The organism is Marmoricola sp. URHB0036, assembly GCF_000426045.1.
In the GTDB taxonomy this organism is placed as follows: Bacteria; Actinomycetota; Actinomycetes; order Propionibacteriales; family Nocardioidaceae; genus Marmoricola.
Genome location: NZ_AUEP01000021.1, coordinates 1 through 12,994 on the forward strand (window position 1 = coordinate 1; position 12,994 = coordinate 12,994).

Below are 12,994 nucleotides of genomic sequence, written 5' to 3' on the forward strand. Positions count from 1 at the left end.
TGTGATGTCTCGGGTTCGTCCGGACAGTGTTGGTGTCTCAGGTCAGTGTGGACACTTCGCTCGGGTTGGGTCGAGGGGCTTGGTCCCCCAGGACTCCGTAGTAGTGCTTTCCGGGGGTGAGGTGCTGGCTTCGGATCAGGGTGCCGTGGGGGTCGAAGATGCTGACGGTGTCGCCGTTTCGGACGACGGTGACCTTGGTCCGGGCGTGCTTGCGGCTGAGGTTGACTGAGATGCGGTGGAAGTGGACGCGGCCGGCGAAGTCGGTCTTGTAGGTCTTCGCGCTGACCGGCATCGATCTGGGTGTCGCGGGCGGCAATGGTGGGATCGGCTCCAACGCTGTAGGCCCGTCGCTGAGTGCCTGGGCAGGGGTGCGCATTGCGAGTGCCTGATGGGGCCGTTCGTGGTTGTAGGCATGGTCGAAGTAGTCGATCTGGGCGCGCAGCTCGCTGATGCTTTGCGCTCCTGGCTGGGCTCGCAGCCAGCGTTGGGTGGTGGCATGGACCCGTTCGTCCTTGCCCTGGGTCTGGGGGTGTCCAGGCTTGCCCGTGATCGCTCTGCATCCCAGCGCTTGGAGGTGTTCGACCAACTGGGAGCGTCGACCCATCCGGGTCTGGTTGAACGCGGTGCCGTTGTCGCTGAGCAGCCGGTGTGGCACCTGGAACGCTGCGATGCCTTTGCCCAGAACGGTGAGTGCGCCACTGGTGGTCTCGCCGATCTCGACATGGCTGGCGACGATGAACCGCGACTTGTCGTCGAGGAGCTGGTAGACGTTGGCGATCGACCCCACCGCATCGGCCAGTGGCCACTGGAAGGTGTCCAGCTGCCAGCACACATGCGCCAGCGGGGCCTCGAACCTTCGATAGCTGGACCGGGGCCGCTTCTGCGGCTGAGGAACCACCATTCCCCGGCGGGCAAAAACCCGCGCCAGCGTCGAGGCCGCGGGCGCTGCGATACCCATCTGCTGGAGCCGATACCGCACGCTAATCGGCCCGTGGTCCCAACCCGCGTCCGCCAGCTCCTTGCGGAGCCGGACCGCGAGCTCCTCGACCTCGATGGGAATCGCCAACGGCGAACGAGCCACCGAACGCTGACGTTGAACCATCGCCTCCTCGGCACCGGCCCGCCTCGCCAGCGCCTTGATCTCATAGAAGCGTGACCGGGAGATCCCCACCTCCCGACAGAACCTCGTCACCGCCCCCCGAGGAGCATCTTCAGGCCAGGCCACCACGACAGCCCGAACGTCCACCGGAACCACCCTGTCTGCCATGAACGCACCATGCGCTCACAACCGCTCGAGTGTCCGGACCAACCCAAGACAGAACTGTCCGCAATGACAAAGGACAGAACAGCCGCCGTACGCCGCTGAGAACGACTCCGAGGTGACACGAGCCGCGCTCGCCCGGACCCACAGCATCGGGTGCCGGCCGACGTCGTTCTGGTTGGATGGCCGCGTGACTCCCCGGCACCCGCTGATCAACTACTCCCACCCGGTGGCGATGGTGGTCAAGCGGGCGCTGTTCGTGGTGTTCGGGATCCCGCTGATGGTGGCGGTCGCGATGAGCCTGGTCGACTCCTACCGGCGCCGCGGCAAGCGTCCCAAGCCGTTCCCGACGCGTACGGCGCAGGAGACGAAGGTCGGCGACGGCGCGGTCACGACCTACACCTTCGGCCAGGACCTGTACGACGACATGCTCACCGCCATCGAGGGGGCCAAGAAGCAGGTCCTGCTCGAGACCTACATCTGGAAGGGCGACGCCGTCGGCCAGCGCTTCAAGAAGGCGCTCATCGACGCGGCGGACCGGGGCGTCGAGGTGCGGGTCATCTACGACCAGTTCGCCAACATCGTGGTGCGGCCGCCGTTCAAGCGCTTCCCGGCCAACGTGAAGGTGCTCGCCTTCCCCGTCTACTCGGCCGGGTGGCGGTTCTTCGACCTGCGTCGCTACGGACGCGACCACCGCAAGATCCTCGTCGTCGACGACACCGTCGGGTTCGTCGGCGGCTACAACATCGGTGCGCCGTACGCGACGGAGTGGCGCGACACCCACTGCCGGATCACCGGACCGGGCGTGTGGGACCTCGCACGCAGCTTCGCCGACTTCTGGAACCTCCACCGCGACAAGCGGTTCCGTCGCAGCGAGCCGCCCATGCTGATGACCACCGCGTCCACCTGGGAGCCGCGGATCCGGGTGCACCGCAACGTGCCGCGGCTGTGGATGTTCCCGATCCGGTCGATGTACATCGAGGCGATCAACCGGGCCCAGCGCAACATCTGGATGACCCACGCCTACTTCATCCCCGACGAGGGCTTCGTCGACGCGCTGGTGGAGGCGGCCCGCCGCGGGGTCGACGTGGCGCTGCTGCTGCCGGCGAAGTCGAACCACATCGTGGCCGACTGGATCTCGCGCGGCTACTTCCGCCGGATGCTCGACGCCGGCGTCTCCATCCACCGCTTCCGCGACGCGATGGTGCACGCCAAGACGGCGACCATCGACGGCAACTGGACCACGATCGGCACCGCCAACGTCGACCGGTTGAGCATGAGCGGCAACTACGAGATCAACGTCGAGATCATCGATGCGTCCCTGGCCGAGGAGATGGAGCGCATCTTCGAGACCGACCTGACCAACGCCCTCGAGCTCACCATCGCCGAGTGGGAGGCGCGCGACGTCTACAGCCGCTTCACCGAGATGATCCTGAAGCCGCTCCGCCCGCTGCTCTGACCCGACTTGCTGTCCCGGCCACGGGCGACGGATACTGGCCGAGCTCCCCCATCCAGACCACCGATACCGTCGCCGGAGACGCTCATGACCACTGAAAAGACCGTTGGCGGACCCGACCTCCCCCAGGAGCGGAAGGTCGTGACCGAGATCCCCGGGCCGAAGTCCCAGGAGCTGCACGCCCGTCGTACCGCTGCGGTCGCCTCCGGCGTCGGCAGCGTGCTCCCGGTGTACGTCGCAGCGGCCGGTGGCGGGGTCGTCGTCGACGTCGACGGCAACTCGCTGATCGACCTGGCCAGCGGGATCGCCGTGACCAGCGTGGGCAACAGCGCCCCCGAGGTCGTACGACGGGTGACCGAGCAGGTCGCGGCGTACACCCACACGTGCTTCATGGTGGCGCCGTACGAGGGCTACGTGGAGGTCTGCGAGCAGCTCGCCGCGCTCACCCCCGGCGACTTCGCCAAGAAGACCGCGCTGTGCAACTCCGGCGCCGAGGCGGTCGAGAACGCCGTGAAGATCGCCCGCGTGCACACCGGGAAGGACGCGGTCGCGGTCTTCGACCACGCCTACCACGGCCGCACCAACCTGACGATGGCGATGACGGCCAAGAACATGCCCTACAAGAACGGCTTCGGGCCGTTCGCCGGCGAGGTCTACCGGGCGCCGATGTCCTACCCGTTCCGCGACGGCCTCAGCGGAGCCGATGCGGCTGCCCGCGCCATCGACGTGCTGGAGAAGCAGGTCGGCGCCCCGAACCTCGCGTGTGTGGTGATCGAGCCGGTCCAGGGCGAGGGCGGCTTCATCGTGCCGGCCGAGGGCTTCCTGCCCGCCATCGCCGACTGGTGCAGCGCCAACGACGTCGTCTTCGTGGCCGACGAGATCCAGTCCGGGATGTGCCGCACCGGCGCGTGGTTCGCGAGCGAGCACGAGGGCGTCGTACCCGACCTCGTCACGGTGGCCAAGGGCATGGCGGGCGGCCTCCCGCTGGCCGGCGTCGTCGGCCGCGCCGAGATGATGGACTCCGTGCACGGCGGTGGCCTAGGCGGGACGTACGGCGGCAACCCGGTCGCCTGCGCCGCGGCCCTCGGTGCGATGGCCACGATGAAGGAGCTCGACCTGAGCGCCGCCGCTCGCCGCATCGAGCAGACCATGACCGACCGGCTGCGCGCCCTCGCCGAGAAGGTGCCCGCCATCGGCGACGTCCGCGGTCGGGGCGCCATGATGGCCATCGAGCTGGTCGAGCCCGGCACCACCAAGCCGGACTCAGCGTTGGCCGGCAAGATCAGCGCCGCCTGCCACCAGCAGGGTGTGCTGACCCTGACCTGCGGCACCTACGGCAACGTGCTGCGCTTCCTGCCGCCGCTGGTGATGCCCGAGCACCTGCTCGACGAGGCCCTCGGTGTCCTCGAGGAGGCCACGCTCGGGCTGGTGTGAGGGGCTCGCGCGTGCTGCGGTCTGGCCGGGCGCCCGGCCAAACTGCGAGTGGAGGGGTGAAACATCACCCCTCCAGTGACAACTTGGCCGGGCGCCCGGCCAAACTGCCACGCCGGCAAGAACAGTCTCAGCGTGCTTCGAGCACGCGCCGCAGGAACTGCTTGGTGCGTTCCTGCTGCGGATCGGTGAGCACCTCGGCTCCTCCGCGCTCGGCCACGACGCCGTCGTCGAGGAACAGCACCTGGTCGGCGACGTCGCCCGCGAAGCGGATCTCGTGGGTGACGATCACCAGCGTCCAGCCCTGCTGGGCCAGGTCGCGGATCACCGACAGCACCTCGCCCACCAGCTCGGGGTCCAGGGCCGAGGTCGGCTCGTCGAGCAGCACCACCTGTGGCTTGAGGGCCAGCGCTCGCGCGATCCCGACCCGCTGCTGCTGGCCACCGGAGAGCTGCGCCGGGTAGGCGCTCTCGCGACCCGCCAGGCCGACCTGCTCGAGCAGTCGGCGCGCGTCGACCTCGGCCTCGTCGGCCGCGCGTCCCTGCACGAGCACCGGACCCTCGACGAGGTTCTGCAGCACCGTCATGTGCGGGAACAGGTTGTGCGACTGGAACACCATGCCGCTGCGGGCGCGCAGTGCCTTGATCTCGCGACGGCGCGCCGACTTGTCGTCCGGCAGGTGGTCGAAGTCGATCGACGCGTCGGCGATCCGCACCGCCCCGGCGTCGGGAGTCTCGAGCACGTTGAGCGAGCGCAGCACCGTCGTCTTGCCCGATCCCGAGGGCCCGAGCAGCGCGGTCGCCGTACCCTCCTCGGCGGTGAAGTCGATCCCCTTCAGCACCTCCTGGTCACCGAAGGCCTTGTGCAGGCCGCGGACCTCGATCAGTGACGACGTCGTGGCGGTCATACCGCGAACCTCTCCAAGCGTGCTTCCACCCTGTTCTGGGCTAGCGAGATCAACCAGCAGATGATCCAGTAGTAGAGGGCGGCGAAGGCGTACACCGGCAGGAACTCCGTGCTCGACGACGCGGCGTCCGTCGCCTTGCGCAGCAGCTCGGGCACGAGTACGACGGAGGCCAGCGAGGTGTCCTTCACCAGCGAGAGCAGCGTGTTGGACAGCGGTGGTACGGCGATCCGCGCGGCCTGCGGCAGGATGATCCGCCGCATGCTCTGGGCGTAGTCCATGCCGATCGTGGTGGCCGCCTCGTACTGCCCGCGCGGGACCGACAGGATCGAAGCACGGATGATCTCCGCGGCGTACCCGCCCACGTTGAGGCTCAGCGCGATGATCGCCGCCGGATAGCTGGGGATCTTCAGGCCGATCTCCGGGAGCCCGTAGAAGACGATGAACAGCTGCACCAGCAGGGGCGTCCCCCGGATGACCGAGATGTAGAAGCGGGACGGCAGACGCAGCAGGGGGTTGGCCGACATCCGCGCCAGGGCTGCGGCCAGGGCGATGACCATGCCGACCAGGAAGCTGATCACGGTCAGCGGGATGGTGCCCACGATGACGCCCCGCAGCATCGGCCACGCAGAGTCCCGGACGACCTCAGCGGTGTTGCGCGTGTCCGAACCCTTGACCTTGACCTTCCCCGAGTTGGGCACTGTCACGTCGGCGGAGAAGTACTTCTCCGAGATCTTGCGCAACGTGCCGTCCGCGCGGAGCTCCGCGAGTGCCTTCTCGGCCTGGTCGCGCAGGGCCTTGTCGCTCTTGCGGAAGGCGAGCGCCTGCTTGCTGACCTCCCCTTCGACGTCCCTCCGGATCTTGATCTTCGTCGAGCCGGTCGAGGCGAGGTAGTCGAGCACGGCGATGTTGTCGTTGACGACGGCGTCGACCCGACCCTGGACGAGCAGCGCGGCCGCCTGCGCGAACTGGTCGACCGACTTGACCTTGGCGCCGGCGTCGCGGGCGACCTGCGCCCAGTTGCTGGTCTCCGACTCTCCCGCGGTCCTGCCCTTGAGGTCGGCGAGCGTCTTGATGTCGTCGTTGTCGGCGGAGGTGACGATGACGCCGTGGGAGTAGGTGTAGGGCTGGGTGAAGAGGTAGCGAGCCTCGCGCTCCGGGTTGATGGTGATCTGGTTGGCGATCACGTCGATCCGGTGGGCGTCGAGCGCGGGGAAGATGGCGTCGAACGGGCTCTGCACGAACTTCAGCTGCCAGCCGGCCTTCTTGGCGACTGCCTTGATGACCTCGACGTCGAACCCGGTGAGCTGCTGCGAGCGCGGGTCGACGTAGGTGAAGGGCGGGTAGGTGCCCTCGGTCCCGACCCGGACGACCGGGTCTCCGTCAGCGGCGTGGGCAGGACCCGAGAGCCCGAGCAACGACGCGGTGGCGAGCAGCGGTACGACGAGCCACGGCACGATATGGGATATGTGCACCAAACCACACTAGTTTCATCGAGGAGACGTCGCACCACCGGTACCCCGGTCGCGGGTACCTGATCCTGTCCGCCGGCTAGTCGGACGGCGGGCGTGGAGCGATCTCGACGGCCGACTTCACCGGCTCGTTCGCTTGCAGGTCCCCCGACTCCCCCGAGTGCCGGGCCTCGTCGTCGGCCTCCACGACAGCCGCAGCGGCACGTCGCGCGCGGTCGCGCCGCTCGGCGAACCCCGCGGGTCGGGTGCCGGCGATGATCATGAGATCGCGTCCTCCCGCTGGCCCCAGGGACTGCCGTAGGCGGTGAGCAGGTCGAGGAACGGCACCGCGTCGAACGCCTCCGGACCGAGCACGCCGGCGCCGTGCCAGACACCGGTGGCGAGCAGCTCGAGCGCGACCACCGGATTGACCGCGGTCTGCCAGACCACGCACTGGTGGCCGTACTCCTGCATCGCCCACTCGTTGTCGACCACGTGGTAGAGGTACGTCGCTCGCGGCTGGCCGTCCTTGTCCTTGCCGGTGACGTAGAGCCCGGCGCACGTCTTGCCGGTCATCTTGTCGCCGAGGGTGGCCGGGTCGGGCAGGCACGCGGCCACCACGTCGCGCGGGCTCACCTCCACCCCGCCGACCTTCACCTTGTCGGTCTTGTCGAGCCCGATCTTGTGCAGGACCTTGAGCACGTCGATGAACTCGTTGCCCAGGCCGTACTTGAACGTCGCCCGCTTGCAGTCGACCCAGCGCGGCATCAACAGCACTTCCTCGTGCTCGACGTTGACGCACTCGACCGGTCCGATGCCCTCGGGGAACTCGAAGGTCTCCGGCTCGCTGAACGGCGGGGTGGTGAACCAGCCACGGTCCTGCTCCCAGATCACCGGCGGGTTCAGGCACTCCTCGATGGTGGTCCAGATCGAGAAGGACGGCGCGAACTCGTAACCCGCGACCTCGAGGTTGGCCCCGTCACGCGTGCCGAGCTCGTCGATCTCGGAGAACAGGTGGTCGGCGGCGTAGCGCGCGAACACGTCGGAGAGCCCGGGCTCGACACCGATCCCGACCAGGGCCAGTCGCCCCTCGCGCTCCCACATGTCGGCGACCGCGAACTGCTCGTCGCCGAGCTTGATGCCGACCTGCGAGTAGGGGCGCTCGTGGTGGGGGTGCGACAGGCTCATCGCCATGTCGAGGTAGTCGGCACCGCCGGCGTACGCACCGTTGAAGATCGGCATCACGAAACGTGGGTCGACGGCGTTCATGACGTGGGTGATCCCGTGTTCGCGGACGAGCGACTCGACCGAGTCGCCGTCCGACGCGTCCACCTGACCCGCCACGAACCGGTCGTCCCCCAGCGCGTCGACCGCTCGACGTGACCGTGCTTCGTCATAGTCCGAGACCACGCACAGCTCGAAGAAGTCGCGCCGTGCGGCGATGGCCGTGAACGCCGAGCCGACGCCGCCGGACCCGACCAAAAGGATCCTCATGGCCTGCTCACTCACCGATGTACGACATCACGTGCTTGATGCGGGTGTAGTCCTCCAGGCCGTACATCGAGAGGTCCTTTCCGTAGCCGGAGTGCTTGAAGCCGCCGTGCGGCATCTCCGAGACGAACGGGATGTGGGTGTTGATCCAGACCGCGCCGAAGTCGAGCGAGCGCGACATCCGCATCGCCCGGCCGTGGTCCTTGGTCCAGACGCTGGAGGCCAGGCCGTACTGCACGCCGTTGGCCCAGCGCAGCGCCTCGGCCTCGTCGCTGAACTTCTGCACGGTGATGACCGGTCCGAAGATCTCGTTCTGGATCTGCTCGTCGTCCTGCTGGAGCCCGGACAGCACCGTCGGCGTGTAGAAGTAGCCGCGGTCACCCTGGCGGGTGCCTCCGGTCTCCAGCTTCGCGTGGTCGGGCAGGCGCTCGACCATGCCACTCACCCGGGAGAGCTGGTCGCTGCTGTTGAGGGGTCCGTAGAGGACCTCCTCGTCGTCGGGCATGCCGGTCTTGATGTCCTTGGCCGCCGCCGTCAGGGCGGCCACGAAGTCGCCGTGCACCCCTGGTCCGGCGAGCACGCGAGTCGCGGCTGTGCAGTCCTGGCCGGCGTTGAAGTAGCCGGCCTCGGCGATGCCCTGCGCCGCCTTCTCGATGTCGGCGTCGTCGAAGACGATGACGGGAGCCTTGCCGCCCAGCTCGAGGTGCACCTTCTTCAGGTCCGAGGCCGCTGACTTCGCCACCTCCATGCCGGCGCGGACCGACCCGGTGATCGCGACCATCTGCGGGACCGGGTGCTCCACCAGGGCGCGACCGGTGTCGCGGTCGCCACACACCACGTTGAAGACGCCGGGCGGCAGGAACTCCTGGCACAGCTCGGCGAACAGCGTCGTCGACGCCGGGGTCGTGTCGCTGGGCTTGAGCACGACGGTGTTGCCCGCCGCGAGCGCCGGAGCGACCTTCCAGATCATCATCAGCAACGGGTAGTTCCAGGGCGTCACCTGTCCGACGACCCCGATCGGCTCGCGGCGTACGAACGAGGTGTGGTCGTCCATGTACTCACCGGCCGAGCGGCCTTCGAGCACCCGGCTGGCGCCGGCGAAGAAGCGGAAGTGGTCGGAGGCGTAGGGCATCTCCTCCGACATCGTCAGGCCGAGCGGCTTGCCGGTGTCCTTGCACTCGACCGCGTTGATCTCCTCCACCCGATCATCGACGGCCTCGGCGATCTTGAGCAACGCGCCGGCGCGGTCGCGGGGGGTCATCCGGCCCCACTGCTCGAACGCCTTCTCGGCGGCACCGTAGGCGCGGTCGAGGTCCTCCTGGCCCGACATCGGCGCGGTCGCGTAGACCTCCCCCGTCGTGGGGTCGAGCACGTCGTACCTCTCCCCCGAGGCGGCATCGACGAGCTCGCCGTTGACGACATTGCGGAAGGTGGTGTCGGCCATGGGGGTGAGCGTAGCGATGTGACAACGGAATCGGTAGGTCTGAGGCCCTTTTACCAACGAATCCATCGGTGAACACGCGGATGACCCGTGAATCGTTTGCTAGTCCACGTTCGGGCAGGCAGACTGGGGGCCTTCAGGGAGCCGAGAACACCGAGGTGCACAAATCATGACCAATCCCCAGTCCGAAGAAGGTCGTCAGCAGGCCGCCAAGGACCATCTCTGGATGCACTTCACGCGCCACTCGACCTACGACACCCACCAGGTGCCGACGATCGTGCGTGGTGACGGCGTGCACATCTGGGACGCCAACGGCAACAAGTACATCGACGGGCTGGCCGGCCTGTTCGTCGTCCAGGCGGGGCACGGTCGCACCGAGCTCGCCGAGGCCGCGGCCAAGCAGGCCGCCGAGCTGGCCTTCTTCCCGCTCTGGTCCTACGCCCACCCCGGTGCCATCGACCTGGCCGAGCGCGTCGCGGGCTACGCCCCGGGCGACCTCAACCGCGTCTTCTTCACGACCGGCGGCGGCGAGGCCGTCGAGACGGCCTGGAAGCTGGCCAAGCAGTTCTTCAAGATGACCGGCAAGCCGACCAAGCACAAGGTGATCAGTCGCGCCATCGCTTACCACGGCACGCCGCAGGGCGCCCTCTCCATCACCGGCCTGCCCGGGATGAAGGCGCCGTTCGAGCCGCTGGTGCCCTCGACCTTCCGGGTGCCCAACACCAACTTCTACCGGGCCGCCGAGACCTCCTACCTCGGTCCCGACGACGAGTACGCCTTCGGCCAGTGGGCCGCCAACCGGATCGCCGAGGCCATCGAGTTCGAGGGTCCCGACACGGTGGCGGCGGTGTTCCTCGAGCCGGTGCAGAACTCCGGCGGCTGCTTCCCGCCGCCCGCCGGCTACTTCGAGCGCGTCCGCGAGATCTGCGACGAGTACGACGTCCTGCTGGTCTCCGACGAGGTCATCTGCGCCTTCGGCCGTCTCGGCCACATGTTCGCCGCCGAGCGCTACGGCTACCAGCCCGACATCATCACCTGCGCCAAGGGTCTGACCTCGGGGTACTCCCCGCTCGGCGCGATGATCGCCACCGACCGCCTCTTCGAGCCGTTCTCCAAGGGCGATGCCTCCTTCGCGCACGGCTACACCTTCGGCGGCCACCCGGTCTCGACCGCGGTCGCGATGGCCAACCTCGACATCTTCGAGCGCGAGCAGCTCAACGAGCACGTGCTCGCGACCGAGGACGACTTCCGCGCGACCTTGAACAAGCTGAACGACCTGCCGATCGTCGGCGACGTCCGCGGCGACGGGTACTTCTACGGGATCGAGCTGGTCAAGGACAAGGCGACCAAGACGACCTTCGACGACGCCGAGTCCGAGCGGCTGCTGCGCGGCTTCCTCTCCGGAGCGCTGTTCGAGGCCGGCCTCTACTGCCGTGCTGACGACCGTGGCGACCCGGTGGTCCAGCTCGCTCCCCCGCTCGTCGCCGACCAGGCCGTCTTCGACCAGATGGAGTCGATCCTGCGCGACGTACTCACGCGGGCCTGGGACCAGCTCTAGGCCGCGAGCACGTCCAGGAGGCGCGCGTACGACGCCTCCTCGTCCAGTCCCGTCGTGTCGAGCCGGATCGTCTGCGGACGGTCGGCGAGGTACTCGGACAGGTGCTGCCTGATCCGGTCGACCAGGTCGCTCGCAGGGTCCTCCAGCAGTGACTGGATCCTGGCCTCGACCGCGGTGGACGGCTGCTTGTCGTGCAGGCGGCGGACGTGTTCCTCGTCGTCGACCAGCAGGGCCACCTCGACGTAGTCCGCATCCGCTGCACGTGCCGCCTCCTCGAACCCCGGCACGCGGTCGTGGCTGGTGACGAGCTGCGGAACGATCACGTCGTACCCCTCGCGCAGATGCCTCGTCGCCAGCGCCTGCCCGTGCCCACGCGCGACCGCGTAGGCCCCGGAGAAGTCCGCCTGCCACCCGCCCACCAGTCCCGCGAGCACGTCGGGGTCGAGGGCCAACGTCCCCGGGTGCTCGTCGGCGAACCGGCGCGCCAGCGTCGACTTCCCGACGCGCGAGGGACCGTTGAGGTGGATCAGGCGTGGCATGGCCACGACCCTAGGGGGGCCGAGCAGCGAGCGGTCGACAACGCCGCCACCTAGGGACCCATGGGAGCCTTGGGCCATGTTCAGCGTCGACGAGCGCATTGCCCTGCGTCAGCAGATCATCGACCGTGCCGAGGACGACCACGGGGTGACTGCCTGCGCACTGCTGGGCTCGGCGGCGCGGGGACAAGAAGACGCCTGGTCCGACATCGACATCGCGCTGCAGCTCGCTCCAGGACTCGACCTGCACGAGGCCGCGGACGAGTGGACCGCGTGGCTGGGCACGCTCCGGGTCATCGCGGACTCCATGACCGTGCACGCCGCTGGCGCGGTGTACCGGGTCATCCTGCTCAGCGACTCGCTGCAGGTCGACCTCTCGTTCTGGGGTGACAGGGAGCTGAGGTCGACCGGTGAGCCCGTCCGCTCCGTGTTCGGCCATGTGGGGACGCCTGCAGTGCGACCGGCTCCGGAGCCAGGAGCACTCATCAAGCTGGGGTGGCTCTACGCCCTGCACGCTCGCTCCGCCATCGCTCGCAGTCGTTCGTGGCAGGCAGACCTGATGCTGACGGAGCTCCGCAACCAGGTGCTGGCCCTCGCCTGCCTCCGCGAGGGGCTCAACCAGGTGCACGCGCGGGAGGTCCATCGCCTCCCAGCCGAGCTCTCGGACCGGATGGCCGCCGCGCGGGCCTCCTCCTTGGACGCCGGGGAGCAGGAGCGCTCACTTGACGCGACGCTGGTCCTCTATCGGGAGGAGGTCGCCCGTCATCGAGCGATCTCCGACGCGTTCGACGAGGCGCTCCACTCGGTCCGCCCCACTCGGACGCCCTGAGGTCACCTCTGGGATCTCAGATCTCGAAACCGTAGACGCATGTCTCTTGTATTCGAACATGTGTTCGTCTACACTCTTCCGTAGAGGCAGCCCCGCCGGACGCACACTCCCAGGTGTGCCTGACAGCGAGCGTGGGCGCATGAGTTCCGATCCGACTTGTGGTTCGAGTTCTGAGCCGATCCGCACCGGGCATCCGGTGCTGCGGTTCGCCCGCCAGCTCACCGGGCGACTCGACGAGGTCGCGGCTTCTCCGGTGTGGTCGATGACCCCGGCCGAGCAACGTGACTCCCTGCGTGAGCTCGCGCGAGCCGAAGCACAGCTCGCTGCGTTGCGGTTGCGGGTGCTGGCCGAGGCCGACCGCTCCGGTGCCGGAAGTGAGCGTGGTGCGCCCTCGGCGGCGGACTGGGTGGCCATCGAGACCCGTCAGACCAGGATCAGCGCGCGATCGGACCTGAAGCTGGCTGGGACGGTGGAGGGCTACCCGGTGCTCTCGGCGGGCATGGATGCCGGGATCGTGAACCTCGCTCAGGCACGCGCCATCACCACCGCCCTGGACCGGCTGCCGAGCTCGGGTGAGTTCGCGGTCTCGGGCGAGCAACGCGCACAGGCCGAGGCCCACCTGGTGTCGTTGGCGGC

The 12,994-nt window shown here is 68.4% G+C and carries 12 protein-coding genes; 5 read left to right on the plus strand and 7 right to left on the minus strand.

Annotation, left to right across the window (positions count from 1 at the left end; all coding sequences use genetic code 11):
- Positions 1 to 37: 37 nt before the first annotated feature.
- Positions 38 to 1,171 carry an integrase core domain-containing protein gene (locus H976_RS29710; protein WP_196804097.1) on the minus strand — a complete coding sequence of 378 codons (1,134 nt, stop codon included), beginning with the start codon at positions 1,169 to 1,171 and terminating at the stop codon, positions 38 to 40.
- Positions 1,172 to 1,451: 280 nt separating this feature from the next.
- Between H976_RS29710 and H976_RS0120180 the strand changes: the two genes are divergently transcribed.
- Together H976_RS0120180 and gabT are read left to right on the plus strand one after the other, a co-directional pair.
- Entirely contained in the window at positions 1,452 to 2,720 is a 1,269-nt protein-coding gene (locus H976_RS0120180; RefSeq protein ID WP_231389004.1) for a phosphatidylserine/phosphatidylglycerophosphate/cardiolipin synthase family protein, read from the plus strand.
- An 84-nt stretch (positions 2,721 to 2,804) separates the two neighbouring features.
- Positions 2,805 to 4,151 (plus strand): 4-aminobutyrate--2-oxoglutarate transaminase, encoded by a 1,347-nt coding sequence (gene gabT / locus H976_RS0120185; RefSeq protein ID WP_027863014.1) that lies wholly within the window; start codon positions 2,805 to 2,807, stop codon positions 4,149 to 4,151.
- A 127-nt stretch (positions 4,152 to 4,278) separates the two neighbouring features.
- Here gabT and H976_RS0120190 read toward each other — a convergent pair whose 3' ends face one another.
- From H976_RS0120190 to H976_RS0120210, 5 genes are all read right to left on the minus strand, one after another.
- Positions 4,279 to 5,034, minus strand: a complete 756-nt coding sequence (locus H976_RS0120190) for an amino acid ABC transporter ATP-binding protein (protein WP_027863015.1) — start codon at positions 5,032 to 5,034, stop codon at positions 4,279 to 4,281.
- 17 nt (positions 5,035 to 5,051) lie between these two features.
- Entirely contained in the window at positions 5,052 to 6,527 is a 1,476-nt protein-coding gene (locus H976_RS29715; RefSeq protein ID WP_231389005.1) for an ABC transporter substrate-binding protein/permease, read from the minus strand.
- Between the two features lie 76 nt (positions 6,528 to 6,603).
- Positions 6,604 to 6,786: a hypothetical protein gene (locus H976_RS0120200; protein ID WP_027863016.1), complete on the minus strand. Its 183-nt coding sequence runs from the start codon at positions 6,784 to 6,786 to the stop codon at positions 6,604 to 6,606.
- Entirely contained in the window at positions 6,783 to 7,997 is a 1,215-nt protein-coding gene (locus H976_RS0120205) for a saccharopine dehydrogenase family protein (protein ID WP_027863017.1), read from the minus strand. The genes H976_RS0120200 and H976_RS0120205 overlap by 4 nt, the downstream gene beginning before the upstream one ends.
- Positions 7,998 to 8,004: 7 nt before the next feature.
- Positions 8,005 to 9,438, minus strand: a complete 1,434-nt coding sequence (locus H976_RS0120210) for a gamma-aminobutyraldehyde dehydrogenase (RefSeq protein ID WP_027863018.1) — start codon at positions 9,436 to 9,438, stop codon at positions 8,005 to 8,007.
- Between the two features lie 166 nt (positions 9,439 to 9,604).
- Here H976_RS0120210 and H976_RS0120215 point away from each other — a divergent pair, with 166 nt between their 5' ends.
- Positions 9,605 to 10,993: an aspartate aminotransferase family protein gene (locus H976_RS0120215; protein ID WP_081683072.1), complete on the plus strand. Its 1,389-nt coding sequence runs from the start codon at positions 9,605 to 9,607 to the stop codon at positions 10,991 to 10,993.
- Here H976_RS0120215 and H976_RS29155 read toward each other — a convergent pair.
- Positions 10,990 to 11,532: an AAA family ATPase gene (locus H976_RS29155; RefSeq protein ID WP_051277165.1), complete on the minus strand. Its 543-nt coding sequence runs from the start codon at positions 11,530 to 11,532 to the stop codon at positions 10,990 to 10,992. The two genes, H976_RS0120215 and H976_RS29155, sit on opposite strands and share 4 nt — an antisense overlap.
- 76 nt (positions 11,533 to 11,608) lie before the next feature.
- Between H976_RS29155 and H976_RS27565 the strand changes: the two genes are divergently transcribed.
- Both H976_RS27565 and H976_RS0120230 read left to right on the plus strand, forming a co-directional pair.
- Positions 11,609 to 12,358 (plus strand): nucleotidyltransferase family protein, encoded by a 750-nt coding sequence (locus H976_RS27565; protein ID WP_051277167.1) that lies wholly within the window; start codon positions 11,609 to 11,611, stop codon positions 12,356 to 12,358.
- Between the two features lie 139 nt (positions 12,359 to 12,497).
- The coding region (locus H976_RS0120230; protein WP_196804159.1) for a DUF222 domain-containing protein at positions 12,498 to 12,994 on the plus strand (497 nt) is incomplete at its 3' end.